The sequence below is a fragment of the Prevotella sp. oral taxon 313 genome, assembly GCF_003043935.1.
In the GTDB taxonomy this organism is placed as follows: Bacteria; Bacteroidota; Bacteroidia; order Bacteroidales; family Bacteroidaceae; genus Prevotella; species Prevotella jejuni.
This window is the reverse complement of record NZ_PYXE01000001.1, coordinates 2,015,973-2,039,517: the sequence shown is the minus strand read 5'-3', so window position 1 is coordinate 2,039,517 and position 23,545 is coordinate 2,015,973. Positions and strand designations below refer to the sequence as shown.

Here is a 23,545-nt window from a genome sequence, read left to right as displayed (position 1 = left end):
GGCATATAAGTTGTAGATAATGCTTAACCTTGTTCGGTTTATTCAAGCAATACAAACGAATTATTTATCTAAATCTTTTAATTAAAATGGACAATAACAATCAGAATCAAGAGGGTCAGCAGTTACAGATTGATCTCTCACCAGAAATCGCTAAAGGTGTTTATACAAACTTCCAGATAATTTCTCATTCAAGTTCAGAGTTTGTACTTGATTTTGCTACACTTCTTCCAGGTGTACCAAAGGCAACTGTTACAAGTCGTGTTATCATAGCTCCAGAACATGCATTGCGTCTTCTTGCAGCTTTGCAGGACAATGTTGTTCGCTATGAGAAAGAGTTTGGAAAGATTGATCGCCATGAGCCAGAGCAGGAACCACGTACGATTGCTCCATTCGGTCCTGGTAAGGTTGATGCATAAACAGCTCTCTTTAAGGAATAAATAATGAAGCCGCCCAAGGTATTGGGTGGCTTTGTTGTTTATATGATAGGACGGTGTGGGATAGGAGGGCGGTGAGGGTCCTTCTGGTTATATTAGCGTCTCTAGCAAGCTAGCGTCTCTAGTAAGCTAGCATTCCTAGCCGTACTAGCATTTCTAGGCATACTAGTATTCCTAGGCAAGCTAGCATTCCTAGCCGTGCTAGCATTTCTAGGCATGCTAGCATTCTTAGCCATGCTAAGCAATCAGCTTATTGGTTATTTGCTTTTACTGATGAGTCTGCCAATTCTGGCAGTCCTGCTTGTTTCTCTAAAGGAATACTCTTGTCATTTATTCTTCATTATTAATAACTCATTTCTTAGCCTCTCATTTTCAGCTTTCAGTTCATTGTTTTCTTCCTGTAGTCTTTTTATAAGTTCGTCTTGCTGCCTTCGATAGCCTGTTCGGGCAGCATACATTCGCTCTTTAATCCCTCCTTGTTCAATGAAAGCTTTCTGAAGATGTTCAAGATAGCGACACATCATTCGGTCAGTAATATGTAAGAGGGTTATAGCAGTATTACAGAACTCTTCTGCTGTCCACCGATAGATGAATGGTTTATAGGCAGCATAATCATTATTCACCCTGCAGAAATTGAGGAGAGGGATATAGCGAGGATGATTCTTTCCCCACAATTGAAGATGTCGCGATTTGATGTAATCTTCGTAATCAGCTCTTAGTTCTTGTAGACTGCTACGTGCTACATTAATAAGCTTCAGCTCCATTTCAGTAGACGTCACACCATCTTCTGTTCCTTCGATGATATTTTGCTTTCCCGACCGAGCCGCTTGTACCATCTGGTCAACTGTGCGGTCCCCATAGAGAGGAAGAAATCGTTTACAGAAGGAGAAAGTTAACTGATATAGAGTATCAGTCTTTTGATAGAAACGCAATGTCTTCCATTGTTGGTTCTTTCGTAGTAGGTTTTTGTCCTCATTATTATCTTGAGCACTCTCAGGTAGGTTTGTTTTCATACAAATTGTTTTCTTTTGAAAGCAAAGATACAAAAAGAGAGGAATAAAGTCAATAGATGTCTTTCAAAAGTTATTCCTCCCATAGAATTAATAGTTAGCTTATAGCGACGTAGAAAGCATGGCTTAGATAATATAGGTACTGAGTTGATTATGACTAAATGTCCGTTTGATTTCAAGAAGATATCTTTTTGAGGGCCTACAAACACTCCCTTGAAAACTCGTCAAGCACCTATTCTTATTCAGCTTTACACCTGTTTGAAAGAGAAGAAAACAATAACGGACGCAGAAAATGTGCGTCCGTTACAGATAATATAGTTATATGATATGCTTTATAGCCCTTGACTTTGTAATTCTTTCTCAGGCATTGGCAGCCACTTAATCTTACGGTTTGACCAAGTTGTTGCAGCTGTTCCTTGTTCCAAACCACGGCGGATATCTGCAGTTCGTTCACCACGAAAAGCAAGGAAGATACGACGCAGAGCGGCTATCTGAGGGAGGGTAGGGACCGTTGATAGCTGACTTGCAGTATCATATTTCCCAATGACTTTGTTTACTTCTGTCAGTGCATCACCTGTCATAACACCCCTTACAATGAGTTCTGCTTTGACGAGATGGATATCATTCTCGTCTGATATTGTCAATGTACCCTTTCTTGTTAAAGCCGAAGCATAAATGTTATAACGATTAGGGTTCTTCTTGTCGACACTTGCATGGGCCAGTGGAAGAGCTTTCTTCTCAGCATCTGTTGTTCTTGCAGCCTCTAATGACGGACTTACCTGTACGTCACGACTATTAGGACCAATCGCACTGTAAAGAGGGTTATCAGTCCCATCATTGTTATAGATAACCTCTACGCTCTCACCATCTTTCAGTGCATCTCCTATCAAGGACTTTGCTTCAGCATACTGTCCAAGGTGCATAGCGAGTTTCAGTTCATAGGTTTTTATCTGTCTACTGGCAGCCTCATTGTCAAACCCCCTATAGTTCTTCAGTGCGTCAGACTGAACCTCTTTCAATGCTGCTTCATACTGTTCTTTAGCTTGATTTAGCATCGCTTCGTGTGAGACCACAGTCTTGTTAAGGATGACAGAACCACCTTCTGCCGCAGGAGTGGTTGAGAATGACTCTGCAAGCAGTTGAAGTGCATAGCCAGCATGGAGGTGTCCCACGTATTTGCCGTATGCCTTTATAATCTCAGTCTGTTCAGCGTTAGCTCCTGTTATCTGACCTGCAATCTCTGACAGTTCGACACTTCGAGCATAGTAGTTGTGTATTTTATTCCACAAGTCACTTTGTGTTCCCGATGTAGGAGTGAGGTTGTCTGTTGCTATCTGGCGGTAAAGTAGAGCATTAGGAATTGTCCCTTCGGTCAGTTCGTCGACTGTCGTACCTAATGCGAGGAAGGCTGCTGAAGCTGCATCACCCTGTAGTGTCTTCACATAAGCAGTCAACGGACCATCACTGATAGTATTTGTTTGGACGATAGCAATCATCGCAGACTTATTCAATTGTTCTTTTGTAAGTGTATTACTTGGCGTCCCTGCATTCTCTACCCACGAGTCGCAGCTTGTGAGCAGTAGTGCGAGGGCAAGGAGGGTATATATAGACTTCTTCATTGTCATGTGTTCTTTTTTATAATGTGAAACTTAGCGTTGCTGTGTAAGTACGTGGATGAGGCGTGTTGGTGATGTCACGTGACAAGCTTCCGATACCTCTTTGTTTGCGTGTCCCACCATTGCCTTCTACTTGAGGGTCAGCACCTGAGTAGTTGGTAAGGACAAACACGTTCTGTATAGCAAAGGAGAAACGCATACCATTAACGACATTCTTTGTTAGCTTACGTGAGAGTGACGAAAGGTCATAACCTAAGTAAAGGGTCGACAGACGCAGGAAATCGGCTTTCTCTATGTAGTTTGCTCTATAGCGTGCACTATGAGCTAACTCCTCAGCTATCTGATTGTATTCTGCTGTCCCTACTGTGGTGTTAGACAATGCTTGCAGTTGATCGTTACGTTTCTTGAGGTTATCGCCCAATCCAGATACGTTATAGAAACTTTGGTTATAGACTGATGCCCCTAATGCATAGTTCCATTTTGTTCCGAAAGTGATGTTCTTAAATAGTTTCAAATCGAAACCAAACGAACCATTGACCGATGGGAAGGGTTTACCAAGATACTGATAATCCTTGCTTTCTATTGCTCCTATATTTGCATTATATGTACCATCAGCATTGAAGGCTGGCTTCTCTACTGTATGATAATAGAATGCATAAACTGGTTGACCCTCTTTCACTACATTAGGATAGTTGTCGATATCCCTTCCACCAGTGTCAGTCACCTTATTCATCTGATAGTTAAGGTTTGCATATACATCGAGAGAATGACGATTGGCCTGCCTCCACAGATTTCCATTGTAGCTTAATTCAAGTCCATGACCCTTTACACGTCCAACGTTGCGAGGGATACTTCCAATCCATCCATCACTCGAAAGGAGCTCATCATAGATAATGGCATCCGATGTGTACTGCGCATAGAGTGTCAGACTTAGCGTATGGTTGTTACGAATAGTCCAGTCTGTTCCCAGTTCAATCTCCCTCATGCGCTCAGGTTTAATGTCTGGGTTTCCTTTGTATTGTGGCTTGACAATAGGACCGTAGGCGCTGGTCCCACTCATCACGTAGGATGTGCGGGCATCTGTAGGGTAGGGGAGTCGACCACTCTCACCGTAGGCAATGCGGAACTTTTGGTTCTTGAGGTTGTATGACGCACTTAAAGAAGGATAGAAGATACTTGCCACATTCCTACCAATGAGGTTGGATGCGTCACGTCTTAGGCCTGCATTAATAAACAGTCGGTTATCATAATTCAAGAAGGCTTCGCCGTAAAGACCCCATGTTCGTTGCTCAAAGGTCGATTCTGTCACCGTCCGTTCGGTAGCAGCTGATAGGTTATCAATATCACTTCTAAAGCGTGAAGCCGATATACTGTTCAGTGTTTCGTACTGGCGTGCAATCTGTGAGAGAAGCGTAGCCGTGAGGTCCCATCTGTCTGCAAGGTGGAATTTACGAGTAGCTTTTATGTCCCAGTTAAAGTTAGAGTTGCGTCGGTTGCTAATATTCTTTGCTCCCTCTGCGTTATTACCTAACTTATAGCCGAATGGCAGACGATAGATACCTTCTGTATGATTGATGTCTGCTCCGATGATAGTCTCAATCTTTACGTCGGCTGGTAACATATAACTCAGACGTAGGTTACCGATGAAACGGTCGTTTCCGTAGGTCCAGCTCTGTGCTCTCCACGTGCTTTCATCCACGTATGGCCATGGAGTCTGATTAATCATAAGATTCCAAATGGCATCGTATCGGCCCATTGCTGTCTGCGGCAAACTGATGTTTCCGTGTATGTAAGAGGCTGTAGCACCAAGAGAGAAACGACCAGAACGAAGGTCATAGGCCATTTTTGCACTATGACGCTTGTCTTTGTTGCCTGGTACAATACCCGCTACATCGTTCATATTGTATGAGAAGAAAAGGTTCTGATTACCCTTAAAGGCCTTTGACACTGACGTGTAAATCGTCTTCTGCCAACCTGTCTGAAAGAAATTGTTGATGGGGTCGTTGTTAACAAACTGGTCGTATTTCTTTGCAAGGGTGGCCGCACCTAACGACATCTTCACCTGTATATCGGCCTTTCTGTTCTCCGCATTAGACGTCTTGCCACGTTTCGTTGTGATGACAATAACACCGTTAGCGGCTTCTGCACCATAGCTGGCAGCAGCAGAAGGACCTTTGATAACGTCGATAGAGGCTATGTCGTCAATGGTTAAGTCGTTGAGTGCACTGAGCGCATCTTGCGAGCTATTGATGTCTGAGATGTGCGAACTGTTGTATTTGACACCATCTACATAGATAATAGGGTCACGCTCCATGCTCATTGTTGCACCACTACGCATATTGAAACGGATAGGCATTCCCACCTTACCGTTGCTCTGATACATCTGGACGCCACCCACCTTACCATCAAGCATGTCGCTGAGAGAGTTGGTATGGGCGTTCTTGCTAAGGTTAGACATATCTATATGGTCAACCTTACTGCCCAGTGCTTTCTGACTGCGAGCACTGGAAATACTGGCAGTGACCTGTACCTCCTGAAGGTCTATACCAGGGATAAGACCGATGGTTGGCTGACCTTTTAAGGTTTGTGCCTTAATGTCTTGTTCCTTAAAACCTATATAACTGATGTGGAGGGTCTGGTCGTCGTTTGTATTTAGAGAGAAGAAACCATCTTCATCTGTGACGGCTTCTATGCCTTTCTGGCCTCTTACGACAGCACCAATAATTGGTTCTCCTGTGTCTTTATTAATAACACGCGCCTTGTACATAGTCTGCGCATTCAAACTAACAGTAGAGGTGATTGCTAATAAAGCAATGCCTCGTTTGAAATTTTTTATCATGAAATGGATTTGGGTTACCCTTTAAAAATACTATTTAGACTATCTTTTCTAAAACATAATCTAATACAAAGCAAAGATAACCTTTTTGTCTCGATGACACAATACCTAAAAATTGTGATTTCTAAGGGCTGTTAGATGGGCTTATGGCTTGTTGTCTCAATCAGTTATTAGTTTTAATACCCCTTTTTCTTATACTTTATTTGGTTTCCTAACATCTTAGACACTAATGAACAATAGGAACGATAGAGACTTTTTCTTACCTTATAAATGATGTTCCAAATGGTCCACATGTCTTTAGAGTCCGTCTTTCTTTAAGTTTTGAAGGGCTATAGACTCAAAAGTCAAGTGCGGTCTTAATGATTCTGATGAGAGTATTCACCTTCATTAAAATGGCTCTACTCTATCCATGAAATTGTTTACATTCATATAGCCTATGAGCCCTCTTTCTGCTACTTGTGCCTTACAACGTTAGTATTCTAAGCTCATCCATGGGTAGCATGGCCTTCTTCAAAGAAAGACGTGATGCAGTAAAGCTATCACTTAAACGCAACTGTCAATTTCTCAAATGGTTCAAATGATATTTATTCTATCGTGTCTATCCAATTTAAGAAATCTTCTCAGGCTCCATGTCCACTCCTTTACTCATTCAAACCCAGCCGCTCCATGTCCTTGCCATAAAGCCTCTCAAACTCCTTAGGCTTCAGTCCGTGGGCAAGGTAGAGCTCTACAAAACGCTTATTGACCGAAGGTTTAATCGTAAGTAGGTCTGTTTCACTTGCACAAAACTCTAAACCGGTTAAGCTCTTTATAAAGAAAATAGGCAAAGGGTTGTCTTTTGTTCCATAAGAAGGGTCATGCCACTGTGTTCGATTGACGTAAGCAGAAATCATTTTGGAGTCGTAAATTATACTTAATCTTTCTTTCTCTACATCATACCAGACATTTTTATCCGTCTCACTTTGTATTACGTTATATCCTCCAACAAATGAAATAACAGCCAGATACCTCTTGTATTTAGGAGAGTAGAAGCATATCTGTGAATAAGTAGAGACCTCGGTGTGTGCCGTTCCTGCAAACCAAGCACGTGAAGTGAATGTTTTGTGTATTGGTGTTATCGCTGTGACAAAGGGTATAGGGACCACTATTGTATCCGAATTCTGAATGTATGTATCTGCATAAGGTGTAGCAGCTTTATTGCCGCCGAGGGTAAACTTTGCAATAAGACTGACAACCAGTGGTGTTGCTACGGTAAGTGCAAACACCGTTCCAAGGTTAGAGGCTATCGAAGGAATCCTTGATCTGATAAAGTCATTCATTGTCTTATGGTTTTGAAAGCTCCGCTGCTTAGGTGCTACTAAATGTATGTAGGCACTGTCAAAGGTATTCATTCCTATAGAAATAACGGTCGTTATCGTATATTCTTTAAGACTTTTTAGCGCAGAAGGCTGTCCTCACCCTCGCAACCCATCGGAATAGAGAGAGGAACAGAATGTGAGATTGTCTTTGTAAGACTGTCGATAGGAGGTGGAGGAACGTCAAATGTGCAGATAGGGATTGTAAGGATATTTCTTAATCTACTCCCCTTTACATTCGAAGAAAGGCTGAGCTTGGTGGAAGAAGAGGCCCTTCTGCGTTCAAGAACATGCCCTTCTTGCCTATTGAAGACGCCCTTCTTGGGGAAAGAAAGGCATCTTCTATAATGTTGTGTATAACGTATTGATTTATTGCATGTTATAAGTTATACTATGGGGACGATATATTTGTGTTTAGTGGGTGCTTAGCTTAATACGATGTAATGATTTTTTACGACATTGTTATTTCTGCTAACTTGTGGCAAAAACGCCGAGATACCGTCATGAAGATACTGATAAGTGAAGTAGATTATTTCATTTTTTTACAGAGTAAACTAAAAGTTTGCTGCGTAACAAACCTTAAGGCGATAAGGAGTATTTGGAAAACACTCGAGTAATCAGGTAGATATTTGCAGATTCTTAGTAGCTGTCTATATGCTATAAAAGAATTTGATTTATTGCTAAGGTGTAGAACATAATTCAGAAAAGCTCCTCGTTATTTACTCTGGATCAGGTCCGTCTGATTCTTCTGAAAAACCTTCTTGTTTCATCTCTTCCATTATTTTAGGACTACTGATACCAAAGTATTTATGTGTACGTGCATATTGATAAACCTCTTTACAGCGGAGCATTATCAGACAAGTCCATGGCATGGGGTCCCATAGGTTTGATGTGATATACTGTCGATACTTCTCACGCATCTTATGTTCTGAGTTTGCGAAATAACAAAAGATTTGTGCCTTCTGTTGAAGGGTAAAGTGCTTACTATTCATATCATTCTCATCTCGCATAAGATCATATATGTAATTGGCAAAATGGTCATCATAATAGTCATGCTTTTTGCCTGTAGTATTATTCTCAATGGTCTCTATCAATAATGTATGTGCTATTATATTGTTGTTGGGAGCTTTATCAAAGATTCTATTTACAAAGTCAAATGGCTCATCTACATGCCTGAGAAAATACCATTGGTTAAGTTTGGGACTTTGATAATAACGGTATGTAGAAAATAAGTCATCTAAGATGTCTACTCCATTATAAGGCGTTCCAAGGCCGTCATCATCCCCTTGCGCCTGTAAGTTTTCTAATAGCTTAAAAGCCTTCATATCATTATAGAAGATGAAGTCATTTAGTGCTTTAATTTGTTGAAAGACCTGTGATTTTAGTTTTATCTTATCTCCCTCTATGGATAAAAGGTCACGAAGTAGCCAGTTGTAAGTTATGAATCGGTCTTTATAAATCGCATAATAGGGTAGGGCAAAGCTGAAGTCACCATCGCTTCCAATTCCCTCATAGCCTTTTGTCTTATCCATTTTTAATCGAGTCCCAAAGACATATTTGATCCTTTCTTGGAATAGCTTTGAAGAAGGTTGGTTGTAGCTATGAGTAGTAAGATAATATTCTACCAAGGGGATGGTCAGTTGGAAGTCTGTCTCTGTAGGCATATATTGGGGCGTGGACTGGTCATCACGGAAGTCACCTCCATTCCATGCATTCTCTTGTAATGCTATATGTTTTAGCAAGGTACCTTTGTCAATGCCCATCTCTTTTAACTTTTCCATACTGATTATGCTGTCATAATGAGCATGTGTAGCCTTATGTGCCTGCATAGAAACAATGTTCATGCGCTTTGTCTTTTCAGTACACTGAACAAGCATAGTTGTCAGTACTAATAAAAGGGCTAATTCTAATACTCTTCTCATCTCTCTTTTTCTTTGAATAACCTACTGCAAAAGTATAAAAACAATATCGAATGGGGTTGTGCTCAATCAAATGGAATCCTTTTCAACAGACACAAGTAACGTGTGCGAATATAGTTAATCTTGTCTTGTCTCAATGCTCCTATAATGACCATGTTTATCTGTTCTGTCTTATATCCTTGTGTTGACTCCCATGTGATAAGATGAATTATGCATCATTGTTGTTCTACTTGTTGTCTATAGGAGGGTTTAGGTCTAATCCTTCCCGTTCTATTTCATCCATCATTTTAGGACTGCTGATACCAAAGAACATGTGTGCACGTGCATACTGGTAGACTTTCTTACAGTTGGTCATTATTACATACGTCATAGATGTTCGGCCCCAATTGGTTGATGGAATATAATCAGCATATTTGTTGCGCATCTTATATTCTGAATTTGCCAGATAACAGAATATTCGTGCTTTTTGGTCTATATTAAATTGTGCGGTGTTCATTCCATCTTCATCTTGTAACACTTGATACACATATATTAGGAACTTATCATTGTAGAAAGAACTGTTCTTGCCTGTTGTATTCCTCTCAATAGTCTCTATCAGTTCTGGGTGAACGATTAGGTTGTTCCCTTTCCCTTTGTCAAAGATATAGCAAAGGAAAGCAAAAGGATTCTTTCTTTCTGTATTAAAGAACCATTGATTTAATTCAGGACTACCAAAATAAGAATATTCTTTTAATAAATCCTCTAACATTCGGGAGCTGTCGTAGTAATCGCCAATGTCGTCTGTCTCCCCTTGATATTGATACCGCTCTAATTGTTTCAAAGCGTCTGTATCATTATAAATCAAGAACTTGTTTAGTAATAAGATTTGTCGTAGGACCCCATTCTTTAGGCTAACATTATTGTTTTTGATAGTAATTAAATCACGGAGTGGCCAATTGTAAGTAATAAAGCCCTTCTCACTTACGGCATAGAATGGATTAGCAAAGTCATAACTAATATCATCTTTAAGGCTTGTAAGCAACTCTCCTGCCTTTAGACTCTTTCCAAAAACCTCCTTTATCCTTTTTGTGAATAATGCTTTTGAAGGTTTCTTACATCCATGCGTATATAAATAATGCTCTACCAATGGTATTGTTAAGAGAAAATCCTCCCGTTTCGGCTCATATCTCGGCTTGGATTGATCATCTCGAAAGTCACCACCATACCAAGCAAGTTCTTGAAGTTTTAGGTGCTTTAAAAGTTCCCTTTTGTCAATACCCCAATATCTTAAAGAATCCTTTGTTATTCCCTCTTGTTCGCTATTCTCACTGACCTTTTTGTTAGACATCAGAGAAACAGGTTTTGTAGGCTCTGATTTACACTGTGAGAATGAGACAGTGTAAACCATTAATATCGCTATCAATACTATTTGTTTCATATTCTATTTTTTTGAGCGGTGGGTGATAAAGGGATAAAGGATGCGACGTTTTCTTTTTTAATTCTCCTCATCATGCCCAAGTTAAATGATGAGCATGTAAGCTTAAGCTCGTTTTGTTAACATCACATGAATGTCTATTGGTAGGACTCAACAAGCATGTGCAAATTTAGAAAATCTTTTCATAATAGCATTGTATTGGTGACATAAAATCTTCTAATCGATTTGTTATGACATAGATGGATGTTGAATTATAGCGTAGTGTTTAGTCTAAGTTCGCATTTACATGTTATATTTACAGTTCGAATCTTTAATGTTTACTCGTGGTAAATGGGGGAGAATGTATCAGCTCTATGTCCCATTGTCTGCTAATCCAATGGTCATGACTCGCCCATCATACAAAAAAGACTATCATAAGGAGTAATGTTCTAATATTTTATTACTATCTTTGTCATGCTTCGTAGAACTGTTCTATTATCGTTTAGCACCATAAAGTTAGTGTGGATTCTACGGATAGCAAACACTGGAGGACGCATAGCTCTTCAAAAACTTATAATATTTGGTTGCCGAATTAAGGCTTATTTAATCATATAAAGTATGGAGAATAAATTTTTAATAATAATATTACTATTATTGATAATTAGCTGTAAGAATACAAGTCAGAAATATCCAAGGAAGAGTCAAAAGGTTGAGACAAGAAAAGAACAAGTCCAATCGACACTTAAACTTTCGCCAATGGAAGAGCAATTGATAAGAGATTATTATGAAATAGAAGAGCCAGAAGGCATAATAGTGCAGCCCAATGATATGCAGGTGAAATGTACTGACCTGGCTGTTCGTCTGATTTGTCAGGAACTTATAAGAAGGGGGTTCAAGCCTCTTCCTTCCCAGGAAGCCTATAAAAAGGTATATCAGATATTCGGAGTCGATTTGAATAAACGTCCCGTAGAACTAATACAGGAGGGTTTCTGGATATATACAGGTAAAAGGAACACAAGGGAACGAAATATGCAAAAGAATATCATGGCTTTGAAAACGGTCCCTGATGGTCAGACCTTTGGTGCCTTTTGGGATTTACAGACGTTCGTACCTCAATACAATTGTATAATTCTTTCACCCTCGCTCGATCAAGTTGTTACCATAAAAGGAACCGTTAAAGGTGCAGATGGAGAGGAATACATGGATACAGAGAAAGGCAAGATCGTCTATTCCTTAGATAAGAGTATCTTTTACAGAAATCAGTTCATCTTCCACGACAGCAAGGATGCACTCACTTGGCTTATGAATAATGATAAGGACTTCCTTCGTGATTTGTTCCTGAAATACGGCTATGACAAGTCTGATGTAATCAATAAGATGATGATAGATGAGGTGAAAGGGGAGAAAGGACTCCCTATAGGAAAAGAATACAAGAAACTCTTTGTTTCAAAAGGTATGGATGGAAGGCTTCTCATTCATCAAGCACTGCTGCAGTATATGTTGAAACATGCTAACAGACAGAACCTATATTACTGTATGTTGGATGAATATTTATCATCCTTGCTGGACCTGGAGAATGAACCAGAGTTCGACGATCTGACGAAGGAAGAGAGATACAAAGCCGGTGCATACATTGGGTATTATTATGGTCTTATGTATGAGAAGTGTATGGGGACACCTTGTGATAATCAAGGTTTTGGATATGCCTTGTACTATCAGAAAGGCTTTGTTTCATACATCAAGAAGAATAACTATTTCCAACTGAAGGACTTTGATAAGATAATACAAAGGCACTATGACCGGTATCAGGAAGGAGTTGAGATAGAAAGACATCGTATGTCTGGTGAATAGTATAACCTTTTAATCATTTAAAGAGTAATAATTTATGAGACTATTAAATTCTTTCTTTTGCCGTTCTAAGCGGGAACAAGATAAACCTATCAGGGATAAATTAAAGGACAAAAAGTACTTTGAAAAGATGCTGAGTATTAAGTTAGGTGAAATAGCAGATGATGAAAAGTATATACAAAAAGAAAGAAATAACAATGATGGAATCGTACGACCTTTTTTATATTGGTGCTCTGCTGTGGATCATATACGGGCAATAGAAATAAATTACTCTATGGGTGAAGATATAGGACAATTAAGAAAGTTATACACAAGGTCATTGGATAATTATATACTTGGAGCTAATTTTAGGAATCCAACGTATGCAGATGATTTAGATAGAATATCATTGGGAATATTATTAGACATAGATAATATAGCTTTTTATCGTTTGGCTGACTATGTGCTGCAGATGGATGGGCAGGCTAAATCAGTAGACTGGACACCTGATCAGTTACTTTGGTTTCTGCTGAACGCTCGATTGGGAGATGATAAGAAACAAACGTATGCAGATAAACTTGCTTTCCCTAAGTTATATAAAGGACTTTTTAAGTTAACGAAGATAATAGATACACAAGAAGCAAAGAAAGCTCTTGAGGATTATATAGGGAAATGGTATAATCTAAATAAAGATGCACCTTGGCACGATAATCATTTGATGAAGTACTGTTACCGAGGCTATTGGGCATGGGAGGTTGCAGCTGTTGCAAAGATAATGCACATCGATGATTCTGACCTTAAGGACAATCCGTTTTATCCTTATGATATGGTTCATTGGAAGGACAACGTAACAACTGAGGGGCATCAACATAACAGTTATTCTCGTTAAACTATGTTTGTCAAGTCTTGAGGGCATTACTATTAAAAGAAAACATTGTAGTAGAAAGGAATTATTATGAAGATTTTATCAATTGTTACAGATTGTGGTCGACACATTAAATGGTTTGGGCTTTGCATGTTTCTTATGTTATCTGTCCAATCCTGTGATACGGGATTTGTGCTTCCGTTAGATAACAGCAAGTTTAGCTATGACATTTCTGTATCGGAGAATAATAAGGTTAAGGTTAGTGGTATGTACTTTAATGGCTGGCATTACCTTATCTTTGATTTAAAAGGAGAATATGTAATCAATCCTGATTCCTTAAAATTGGGTTTTTGTGATAAGAATATAAGGGTAGGAAAATCATATCCCTATTCTGCAATTGATACATATAAAAAAAACAATACATACGTAAAGAATCGTTTAGTTCTTGTACAGTTAGGTTATGAGCGTAAAGATGAGGTGCATAAGCTCAACGATTCTTTAGCTCTATTTGTTTTACCATCAGATTTCATTATGAGAAATGACAAAAGAGTACTCACTGATTCGTTAAGAATAGTATTGAGGAGACCGAAGAGGAAATAGAAGTGACGATTAACTGTTTTAATATCTTTTGTTCTTCTAACGAAGGGTATTTAACAAACATACTTGAACGCAGTGTAAGTTTTCAACATAACACTGGCAAGATAATATTAAGATGTATTGTGACATTTTCCTCGATAACATTTAGGATTTATCACTTAAATATAGAGTACTAATTTATCCTATTGGAGTTCATAAGAACTACTATCGTTTATGGATTACGAATATGTGTATCTATGGTCACAGCCACCTTGTTGCCACCAAACGTAGACCAATTCACTTGCCATCTTCCATGTTCAGTCTTTCAGCCCTAAGCGCCTCATATCCGTCCCGTAGAGCCTGTCGAACTCCGCAGGTTCCAGTCCGTGCGCAAGGTAAAGCTCAACAAATTTCTTATATACAGAAGGTTTGATATAAATGTAATCTTCTACGCCTCCAGCACATTCAAACCCAGACAAAGCTCGCTTAAAGAATATTGGCATAGGATTATCTTTAGTCCCATACGTAGGATCCTGCCATTGCGTTTTATTAATGTATGCTGAAATCGACTTAGATTCATAAATTATTCCTAATCTTTGCTTTTCTAAGTCTTCTTTCCATGCGTCTTTTCCCACTCCTCTTCGTGTCACATTATACCCTCCTATAAATGAAATAACTGCCAGATATCTCTTATATTTAGGAGAGTAGAAGCATATCTGTGAATAAGTAGAGACCTCGGTGTGTGCCGTTCCTGCAAACCAAGCACGCGAAGTGAATGTTTTGTCTTCTGGCGTTATCGCCGTGATAAAGGGTATAGGGACCACTATTGTATCCGAATTATGAATGTATGTTTCTGCATAGGGAACAGCAGACTTGTTACCACCGAGGGTGAACTTTGCAATAAGGCTAACTACCAGTGGTGTTGCTACAGTAAGTGCAAACACAGTCCCAAGTGTAGATCCTATGGCTGGTATCCTTGAATAAAAGTTGCTCATAAGTTTATGAATTTGCGATAATACCCATATCATGTACATACATCCGAATAGTTCTCATTACAAAAGTACAAATAATCTGGAGCATTCTCAACTTTTCGTTCACTCTTCTTACTTATCAAGCAACTTGTCAACTTGTCAACTTGTCAACCAGTTCAATCCTTTAGTCTCAAGCGTTTCATATCCGCCCCATAAAGGCGGTTGAACTCTTTTGAAGACAATTCGTGTGCAAGATATAGTTCAACGAACTTTTTGTTAACACTGGGCTTTATGGTAATATATTCTTCTATACCACCTAAACTTTCAGGCCAAGATAATGCCCGCTTAAAGAAGATGGGAACAGGATTATCTTTTGTGCCGTAGGTTGGATCCTGCCATTGTTGGCGATTAACGTAGGCTGAGAAACTTTTAATACTATAGAGAAAAGTTAGTCTATTACCTTCTATGTCATCATACCAGATTTTCTCGCCACTACCTCTCTGAATGGTATTATAGCTGCCTATAAAAGTAACAACTCCTAAATACTTCTTATGTTTAGGGGAATAGAAATAATACATACTATAGGTTGCCGAGCGTGTTTGTGCTACTCCCATGAACCACCCGCTGGTAGTAAAGATATCGTCATCCTCTTTTATTTTGCGATGGTCTATGGGTATGTGTACTACTATTGTGTCAGAATTCTTTATATACGTGTCAGCATAAGGAATAGCATCTTTATTCCCACCAAGCGTAAATCTTGTTAATATAAAAATAAGTATCGGTGCGCCAACGATAGAAGCAAAGAGCGTACCTGCTGTTGAGAATATCTTAGTCCCCTGTATAAAATATCTGTTTGTCATTATATCCTTAATTCCGCAGCATAAATTCTTGTAAGAACTCCAAGTGTCTGAGAAACAAAGTTCTCAAAACACTTGGATATGTCAGAAATTTCACTTACCTTAGTGCTACCTACAAAAAAACAAATAAAACATCTGACATGACAAAAGTAGCAATTAAAAACGAGAATATCACTTCTTTCGGTGGAATAATATTGCTGCAAATGTAGATAATAGTTTTTAAATAAACAAACGTTGGATAGATTTTATATAGGTTGACTTGATTTTCGGTATTTGCTAACAATAAGTTGCCTCTATTTCGGTAGCATACAGCAAGAATAAAAACGGTATGGACTATACAAAACAACCATCAACATAGAACTATGAATTGTGCAAATTGCATAAAGAAGGAGGGTACAAAATGAACAACGCTTTTAATGTTCTCAGATAGAATGACAGAATGACAGGGAGAGACTGAAGGCGGAGAAGAAGCGGAGAGCTTAATTTATATGGCTGAATGAGTCTAAGTTTGCAGCATGAAACGGTATGGCTAATACTGGATGAGGGGTAAAGCGAATATGGCTTTGAATGTGTATAAGATATTAAACCTTTGTTATTTTGTGTTGTATCAATTGCTTTTATGAAATTATATAATTACTTTTGACAACGAAAATGACAACAGATTGCAAATCTTCCTCTTCTTCCAAAGAGCAAGACTGTTTTACAGCCACACGCAGAGGAGACTTCAAAACGTTGTTAGGGGTTTTCTCTTTTTTGTTTCTCATACGTGAGGGAAATTAAGATGACCTCGTTTTCTTATTTTTCTAACTACTTTAAAATTATCTATCATGAGTTCATTTAGAGCAACATTGGAATTAGGTGGCAAGGAGTACGACGTACTCTATTCTAACTACGAGTTCAGTCGTACGACTGACAAGAAGGGTCAGCCTGCATCAAGTATCTCTGGTGGTCGTATCAGCGTCACTATCGAGTCTACTGATGACACTTCTACTATCGAGGCTATGCTCAACAGTCAGTTCAAGCCTGTTGAGGGTAAGATTGTTTACAAGAAGAGTGAGGAGGATGCTAAGATGAAGGAGATTTCTTTCAAGAATGCTTACATCGTTCACTACAAGGAGACACTCGACGTAAACAACGAGGCGCCGATGACCATCGCGATGACCTTCTCTGCTGAGAATATCACCGTGGGTAATGCCGAACTCGACAACCGCTGGCCTCGTTCATAGGTCTAAGAAACTTAAGGACTGTGTCGGGCTACGTGCTTGACATGGTCCTTTTAGCTTTCTATTTAGGTCTCATCGCAGTAGGACATACCTATAAGCTGCTGAGATCGTCACCTTATTATATATAGGGAACAAATCTTATTAAATCGCTTTTCAGCCTTAATTACCTCAAAAAATATATTCAATGGCAATACCTTTTAATCCCATCTCCATCACCATAGGGAAGGATGGACTTTCTTCTTTCAAATCACTTCGTATCGACCAAAGTACTGGGGCACATCATCACTTTGACCTCACGGTTGACCTTGAGTCGGGAGGTAACAGACAGGTACATAACATCAGTAGTAGTAAAGAGTGGCTCGGCAAGGATATCATAGTGAAAGCTGCGAACAAACCATTCTTCTGTGGCATAGTGACGAACATTGAGTTGCATCGTGATGGTAGCGACTTCGGATGTATACAGGTGTCTGGATACTCCTCTACTTATCGTATGGAGACGGCACCGAGCTGTTACTCATGGAACGACAGGTCGATTGGCGATGTCGTAAAGAGTCTGTGCAGTGATGGTAAGGTGCAGTTGGCATTGAATGCAGCACACAAGAAACAGTTGGATTACATCTGCCAATACGAGGAATCTGACTTCGATTTCGTTCGTCGCCTCGCCTTGCAGTATCAAGAGTGGATGTACTATGATGGTCTGAAACTTGTCTTCGGTAAGCCAAGACGATTACCAGACCCTATCAAGATGGAATTTGGTACGTCGCTGAGTTCCCTCAATATTGGCCTACAAACATTAGCTCGTCCAGAGCAGGTATTTACGTTCCATTCTGGTGCAAACCGTGAGATGGACCGCAAGACGCCCGATAAAGCTTACGGACATGACAGGATGGCGGGTGATGCGTTCCGTGCTGCGCTTCCCTCCTACCCTAAAGCAGCTCGCCAGCACTCCATACAGCGTGTCAGCTCTATCAATGATCTTGAGAATTATGTACTCCTAAAACAAGCAGCCGAAACGGCTGAAACCCATTACGTCACAGCCGAAAGCCAGGACCCAAGGCTACATGTGGGTTCGGTGATTAGCTTGTATAGTTCTTTCTTAAAGGGAGTTGGCAATCTCTCCCAAGAGAGCTTAGGCGATTTCATCATCATCGAGATGACCCATGAAGTTAGCGAGAGCTGTTATTACAAAAACCGTTTCAAAGCCATTCTGGTACTGTAATGAGTCTGCCTAACCCAAAGGTTGAAATGCCTCTGGCTGAAACGCAGATGGCAACGGTACTCAGCAATGCCGATCCACATGGAGCGGGGCGTGTACAGGTGCGCATGAACTGGCAGACCGACAACATGCGAACAAGTTGGGTGCGTGTGATGACACCAGATGGCGGTGGCAGCAAAGACGTAAAAAGCAACCGTGGCTTCGTTTTCATTCCAGAGGTAGGCGACCAAGTTCTCCTCGGCTTCCGCCACGGAGATCCAGCAAGGCCATACGTTATGGGTAGCCTGTTTAATGGAACGACAGGTGGTGGCGGTGGCCAAGGCAACAACTGCAAGAGCCTCACCAGTCGCACTGGCTGTGCCTTGAAACTTGATGATTCTAAAGGAAGTGTCACGCTGCACGACAAGGGCGGCGTAACCATGACTTTTGATGGTGCTGGTAACCAAACTTTAGCTACCAGAGCATCTGCAACAACAACTGTTGGTAAAGACGCCAGTGTTTTAAGAATGGACAAGGATGGTGTTATAGAGCTTAGTGGACATAAAAAAATAAAATTGAAGATTGATGAAAATACTTATATTGAGATGTCTACAGGAAAAATATCTCTTCATGCAGAGAACATAGAATGTGAAGGCACAAATATAACTATCAATGGTTCAACAAAAACTGAGATAAAAAAAGGAGAAGATAGTAAAATATCAGTACAAGATAATATAACATTATCAGGAGCGCCTGATATTATAATAAATTAATTGCAAAATACGTATAATATATAATGGACAATAAAAATAACTTTACTAAATCAGAAGTATTACCTGATAATATCGTTAGGAGATATCAAGTTGAAACTACTTCTAAGTATACGATTGCTGGCAGACCACTATTTGAGACAAGCTCAAAGATAAAAATGAGTATTGTATGCTCAGAGATTGTAGGCAATCATTATTTGCTTGATATTAGAATACTAAGCCAAGCCAATAACTATGGTCTAGAATTTTTAGAGCAGAAATATCTAAACTTACTTGATAAAGTTAATGATATTCAGTCACACTTATTTGTATCAATGGATTTAAGTGGTAAACTGAAGGATATATTGAATTTTTCAGAACTACACGAAAAATGGGAAAGCATTAAAACAGATATAACAGACCCATCGGCAGAGATTGCCAAAATTATCTCAGATGGAGACCAGCAATATACTCATGGCTCGCAATTTTTTGCAGCGGAACTTAACAAAACGACATTGTATAAAACTCTTGGAATGGGGTTGTTGTCTTTTGATGGAATAAGAAGAGAAGATGATAAGACTTTCCCTTATAATACCTCCTCGCTTTTATTCCCTCAAATTAATAAAAAAGTTTCTATCGCTTTAGATGACATTGTTTACTTTAGTGATACACCATCATATCTACTAATCTTTAAAAACAAACATAGTAGAGAAGATTCTGAGGTTAAGTCAGAATTTATTAGAAACTTTCCGTTCTTAAAGAAACAGATGGGAGAATATAAATATGATTTATTCTGCTCAGTTGAGAGAGATAATAAAAGTCGTTGGCCAAACTCTATTGAACTAACCATAAGTGAAGTGTTAGAACCGATAGTCTCTGACGTAGCATGCAAGATTGAACTTATAAAGGAAAATTTATGAAAGCACTGGTACCCGCAGGAACATATGCAGTATGTACAAATGGGATGAAAATGGGGAAAATGATAGTTACATCTCAAACAACCGTCAAAAATAGCAAAGGTAAACTCATTGCGACATTGAAAGATAAGCCTACAAATTTTAGTTGTGTATGGGCTGGAATTATAGTTGCTGTCGTTGCGGCTATGCTATTAGCATTAGCAGCAACATTAGGGCCTTTAGCTGCTCTAATTATAGCAACCATAGCGGGTGTTCTTGGGAGTTTTACCTTAGGTTCAATGTTATGTTATTTCTGTCTTAAAGAAATACTATGGCAACCTGGCAGTGCGCATCCAAATATTTTGATTTCTGGCAACAAGGCTTTAGTACACACCGCTCAAATAACTTGTACACCTTTAGGCTTTCTACCTTCTGGTAATATACAATTATTCTTTGATAAGTCGGTGGCAAGTAGAATGGCAACAATATTCTTCTTAAAAAACAGCCTAAATATATTAGAAGGAGCTGCGTTTGGTACTGGAATTACTGGCTTAGGAAAAATTGCAGCTAAAGTTTTTACAGGAGTTGGCGGAGGACTAATGGGATCTACTACTGCAGGATTAGTAACCGCAGGACTAATGGGTGGTGGCTATATAATAGGGCATCATATTGATATTCTCCAAGATAGTAGTTCGACGGGATTAGCAAACTGGATTACTGCAGGGAACTATGATAAATATGAAAATTCGAAGAAAGGAAATGACGATGAAAAATATATAGATAAGGCTGAAAAAGGAATCTCTAATCAGCCAGGAGATAGTGAGGTAATACCTCCTTATACTAATCAGTCTCGAATAAATACTGAGTTAAACATTGGCACTCGGGCTACTGGAGAGGTCAAGAAAGTCTCATGGGGACGTGTGAAAGCTGACCCAACTTACCGTACAGGTATGCCCAAAAGTGAACTTAATAAACTTCTGAGCAAATATATGAAAGAAGTTTCTGCAGAAGTTAAATTGAGAAACGCATCATTAAGTAAAGAAATGGCTTTGAAGGAAAATATACTAAAAAGCGTTAAAGACTTTTTTATAGTGAATGGAGCATGTATAGGAACCAATATAGCCGGTCAAACCGCAATTAAGGTTTTAAAAACAGGAGTAGATAAGGACATGGATAAAGAAATTAGTGCATTATCTAAAATTGGTATTTATGAAATTAAAGTATAAATTTAAGATCAACTCGCTATTAAAGTTTTGGAATATTCCTGCCAGAATATATTTTATGGCAGCGACTCTATTTTTCTTGATACCTTTCTATGTGATAGGTCTCCTCACGGTAAAAGATGATTTGCCACATAGAACAGGTGTTGTAAATGGAATACATATACTGCAGAAATCTCATAGTGGATGGGAGGCAAATTTTACTTTGGAAGGTGATACCAGTCATACCTACTGGCAAGGATATGAAAATTCTTATCCATTCTTTTTATTTCCTCCTAAATATAAACTTGACAACTACATAATCCACAAAGGAGATACTATAAGTTTCTTTATTGATAACGATAAAAATGGTAATTATATAAAGAGTGATCGTTTTATCCCCGAAGAAGGCCATTCTTTTGAATCAGATGAAGTTATCTATACAGAAAGTTTGATAGTAAATGGGAAAGAAATAGCATCTCCACTTGTTGCAGCTTTTATACGTACTCCCCTTGCATGGTTAGGGGGGGTAGGATCAATTTGTTTTTACATCTGGTGGTGTCTGTTCGTTATTGATTTTGGTATGTGGTATAATAAAAAAAATATTGATAAAAAAATAAAGAAATACTTTTATAATCAAAATATATTCATTCGGTAATTTAAGTTTAGAATAACTTATTTTCGAAAGTCCTTAAAAGTCTCATCATTATAAACTAATCAACTTATAAGATTATATCCGACATCGATAGTGAGTACAAGATTATAATCAGCAATAAAGAAAAAGAATAGAAAGAGTAAAAATGAAGTGGAAAGGATATTTGGCGATAGAGATTCTATAAAACTTTATTAACTTTAAGCGGAATAAGTTCATACTCGTGAATTCAACAAGCAAGTGCAAATTTACTTAATTAGTTCTTAAAAGCAGTCCTGTGGTGTTTAAAATCTAATTTCTTTCTTGGTCTCATGTTAATTTTCTTTGAATACTTAGTTATTTGTTGCTGGCTGATATGCTCAAAGGTTTCTTTTTTTGGCACGTATTGCCTAATTAGTCCGTTAGCATTTTCTATAGCGCCTTTCTGCCATGAAGCGTATGGGTCAGCAAAATATATGGTAACACCAAGGCTTTTGGCTATCATTTCATGACAAACGAATTCTGTACCATTGTCAGTTGTAATAGACTTGATATGGTTTTTGAAAGGAGATAGTAAGTGTATTACAGTTCGTGCCAGTTCTTTGGCATTTTTCCCATTCTTAAGTTTTCTCATAAACAGCATGTTTGTACTACGCTCTATTAGTGTTACAATGGCACCATGGTTTCCTCTCCCAACAATCGTATCCATCTCGAAGTCCCCAAGCGTTTGCCATCAGCTTCAGTAGGTCTCTCACTGATGCTTGTTCTGTTGGGTATGGATATGCGTTTGCCACCAACAGGCCTGGTGCGATGCTTAAGCTTGTGACGACAGTGTTTATATAATGTTCCCCCTTCTGCCTTATCCTTACGTATCATACGATATATGGTCTCATGGCTAATATACTTGCCGTCCTTGGCCAATACACCAGATATTTGTTCTGGAGACCATTGCTCGGTAATAAGAAGGCGTTTCGCCTCTTCCATGCCATTCTTGTCGACTGAACGATTGCCTGGCTTTCTGCGCCTTGTTTGTACTGCATTTGCTTGAGCAGTTTTCCAATTATAGTGTCTTCTGACTCCACTATTATGTCTTTTCTCGCGAGACACTGTACTTGCACTTACATTTATCGCCTTGGTTATCTCTTTTTGTTTCGTTCTATTTTGGAGTAGCACAGAAATTGTGTACCTTTGCTCCGAGGTTAATTATTTGTACATTGCAATGCAAAATTAATTAATCTTTGGGAGACGGAGGTCTCTTTTTTTATGCATTGCTCATTGATTTTCCACTCATGGGAGCTGCTCGCCCCCCAAGCCCCTCAGTGTTTTCAGGTATGGATCATTAAGCTACACCAGCACTTGGGGTTGCGGTTCCATGTTGAACTTGCGTGTTTACTCGTGGTAAATAGGGAAGAATGTATCAGTTCTATCACTTTCTTGTTAGGTAAATTCTAATTCCCAGTTAATAGTATCGCTAAACCATCCATTTTCTTCTCCTAACATTACAACGTAATCTTTAAAGGACTCATTATCAAAGTCAGGATTATTCTCTTTGAAGGTTTTATTTGTAAGTCCCTTGTCTAACCATAGAAGAAACACTTTCCCCAGTTCGAACTTTTGTTCTACTTTATATTTTGTCTCATAGTCTTCAACAGAAACACAGAAATCTATTGTTAAATAATTGTCGGATTTCGTATAGCGAACAAAGGACTTCCTCCCGTAAGACTCTGGTAAACAGCGAATGGCAATGCCAATACTGATATCATACTTGTTGTATTTCTGGTTTACCTTATCCGTCAGTAAATCCCTTAAAGATGTTCCCAGTTCGGAAACATTGGCACCAGCAGTATCTGTTACAATCGAAAAATCCATACACATTGAATGTTTAATTTATTACCAGCATATAAGCGACGTTCCCATACCAAACAACCTTTTAATGTCTAAATCTTAAGGACGAAATAGTCTTTCTACTAATGTGGGTATGAAGCACTTTTAT

Annotated in this window: 17 protein-coding genes and 2 pseudogenes; 9 read left to right on the top strand and 10 right to left on the bottom strand. The window is 38.9% G+C overall.

The window, feature by feature from the left end:
* Window positions 1–86: 86 nt before the first annotated feature.
* Window positions 87–416 (top strand): DUF3467 domain-containing protein, encoded by a 330-nt coding sequence (locus AXF23_RS08085; RefSeq protein WP_004361672.1) that lies wholly within the window; start codon window positions 87–89, stop codon window positions 414–416.
* A 344-nt stretch (window positions 417–760) separates the two neighbouring features.
* On the opposite strand, the gene AXF23_RS08080 is transcribed toward AXF23_RS08085, so the two are convergent.
* From AXF23_RS08080 to AXF23_RS08055, 6 genes are all read right to left on the bottom strand, one after another.
* A complete protein-coding gene (locus AXF23_RS08080; RefSeq protein WP_199222171.1) occupies window positions 761–1,447 on the bottom strand; it encodes a four helix bundle suffix domain-containing protein in 687 nt (228 codons plus the stop codon).
* 329 nt (window positions 1,448–1,776) lie between these two features.
* Window positions 1,777–3,063 carry a hypothetical protein gene (locus tag AXF23_RS08075; protein WP_107624938.1) on the bottom strand — a complete coding sequence of 429 codons (1,287 nt, stop codon included), beginning with the start codon at window positions 3,061–3,063 and terminating at the stop codon, window positions 1,777–1,779.
* Between the two features lie 16 nt (window positions 3,064–3,079).
* Entirely contained in the window at window positions 3,080–5,899 is a 2,820-nt protein-coding gene (locus tag AXF23_RS08070) for a TonB-dependent receptor domain-containing protein (RefSeq protein ID WP_107624937.1), read from the bottom strand.
* 638 nt (window positions 5,900–6,537) lie between these two features.
* Complete coding sequence (locus AXF23_RS08065; RefSeq protein WP_107625833.1) at window positions 6,538–7,215, bottom strand: DUF8188 family protein; 678 nt, start codon at window positions 7,213–7,215, stop codon at window positions 6,538–6,540.
* 755 nt (window positions 7,216–7,970) lie between these two features.
* Window positions 7,971–9,173 (bottom strand): hypothetical protein, encoded by a 1,203-nt coding sequence (locus tag AXF23_RS08060; RefSeq protein WP_107624936.1) that lies wholly within the window; start codon window positions 9,171–9,173, stop codon window positions 7,971–7,973.
* Window positions 9,174–9,396: 223 nt separating this feature from the next.
* Window positions 9,397–10,587, bottom strand: coding sequence for a hypothetical protein (locus AXF23_RS08055; protein WP_107624935.1), 1,191 nt, complete (start codon window positions 10,585–10,587; stop codon window positions 9,397–9,399).
* Between the two features lie 732 nt (window positions 10,588–11,319).
* Between AXF23_RS08055 and AXF23_RS08050 the strand changes: the two genes are divergently transcribed.
* From AXF23_RS08050 to AXF23_RS08040, 3 genes are all read left to right on the top strand, one after another.
* Complete coding sequence (locus AXF23_RS08050) at window positions 11,320–12,414, top strand: hypothetical protein (protein WP_233251264.1); 1,095 nt, start codon at window positions 11,320–11,322, stop codon at window positions 12,412–12,414.
* A gap of 34 nt (window positions 12,415–12,448) precedes the next feature.
* Entirely contained in the window at window positions 12,449–13,279 is an 831-nt protein-coding gene (locus AXF23_RS08045) for a PoNe immunity protein domain-containing protein (RefSeq protein ID WP_107624933.1), read from the top strand.
* Window positions 13,280–13,345: 66 nt separating this feature from the next.
* Window positions 13,346–13,855 (top strand): hypothetical protein, encoded by a 510-nt coding sequence (locus AXF23_RS08040; protein WP_233251263.1) that lies wholly within the window; start codon window positions 13,346–13,348, stop codon window positions 13,853–13,855.
* Between the two features lie 293 nt (window positions 13,856–14,148).
* Here AXF23_RS08040 and AXF23_RS08035 read toward each other — a convergent pair whose 3' ends face one another.
* Window positions 14,149–14,826 carry a DUF8188 family protein gene (locus AXF23_RS08035; RefSeq protein WP_107625831.1) on the bottom strand — a complete coding sequence of 226 codons (678 nt, stop codon included), beginning with the start codon at window positions 14,824–14,826 and terminating at the stop codon, window positions 14,149–14,151.
* 152 nt (window positions 14,827–14,978) lie between these two features.
* Complete coding sequence (locus AXF23_RS08030; RefSeq protein WP_107624932.1) at window positions 14,979–15,662, bottom strand: DUF8188 family protein; 684 nt, start codon at window positions 15,660–15,662, stop codon at window positions 14,979–14,981.
* A gap of 824 nt (window positions 15,663–16,486) precedes the next feature.
* On the opposite strand from AXF23_RS08030, the gene tssD reads away from it, so the two are divergent.
* From tssD to AXF23_RS08000, 5 genes and pseudogenes are all read left to right on the top strand, one after another.
* On the top strand, window positions 16,487–16,885 hold the full coding sequence (gene tssD, locus AXF23_RS08020; RefSeq protein ID WP_004384141.1) for a type VI secretion system tube protein TssD: 399 nt from the start codon (window positions 16,487–16,489) through the stop codon (window positions 16,883–16,885).
* A gap of 181 nt (window positions 16,886–17,066) precedes the next feature.
* Window positions 17,067–18,850: pseudogene (locus tag AXF23_RS08015) on the top strand (type VI secretion system Vgr family protein).
* Window positions 18,851–18,873: 23 nt separating this feature from the next.
* The gene (locus AXF23_RS08010; RefSeq protein ID WP_107624930.1) at window positions 18,874–19,746 is read left to right on the top strand and encodes a hypothetical protein; all 873 of its coding nucleotides are present in this window, start codon (window positions 18,874–18,876) and stop codon (window positions 19,744–19,746) included.
* Window positions 19,743–20,948 carry a hypothetical protein gene (locus AXF23_RS08005; RefSeq protein ID WP_107624929.1) on the top strand — a complete coding sequence of 402 codons (1,206 nt, stop codon included), beginning with the start codon at window positions 19,743–19,745 and terminating at the stop codon, window positions 20,946–20,948. Before AXF23_RS08010 ends, AXF23_RS08005 begins: the two co-directional genes overlap by 4 nt.
* Window positions 20,932–21,579, top strand: a complete 648-nt coding sequence (locus AXF23_RS08000) for a hypothetical protein (protein ID WP_107624928.1) — start codon at window positions 20,932–20,934, stop codon at window positions 21,577–21,579. The genes AXF23_RS08005 and AXF23_RS08000 overlap by 17 nt, the downstream gene beginning before the upstream one ends.
* A gap of 250 nt (window positions 21,580–21,829) precedes the next feature.
* On the opposite strand, the pseudogene AXF23_RS16585 reads toward AXF23_RS08000, so the two are convergent.
* Together AXF23_RS16585 and AXF23_RS07990 are read right to left on the bottom strand one after the other, a co-directional pair.
* Window positions 21,830–22,536, bottom strand: a pseudogene (locus AXF23_RS16585) (IS30 family transposase).
* A gap of 453 nt (window positions 22,537–22,989) precedes the next feature.
* Window positions 22,990–23,421 carry a hypothetical protein gene (locus AXF23_RS07990; RefSeq protein WP_107624927.1) on the bottom strand — a complete coding sequence of 144 codons (432 nt, stop codon included), beginning with the start codon at window positions 23,419–23,421 and terminating at the stop codon, window positions 22,990–22,992.
* Between the last annotated feature and the right edge of the window lie 124 nt (window positions 23,422–23,545).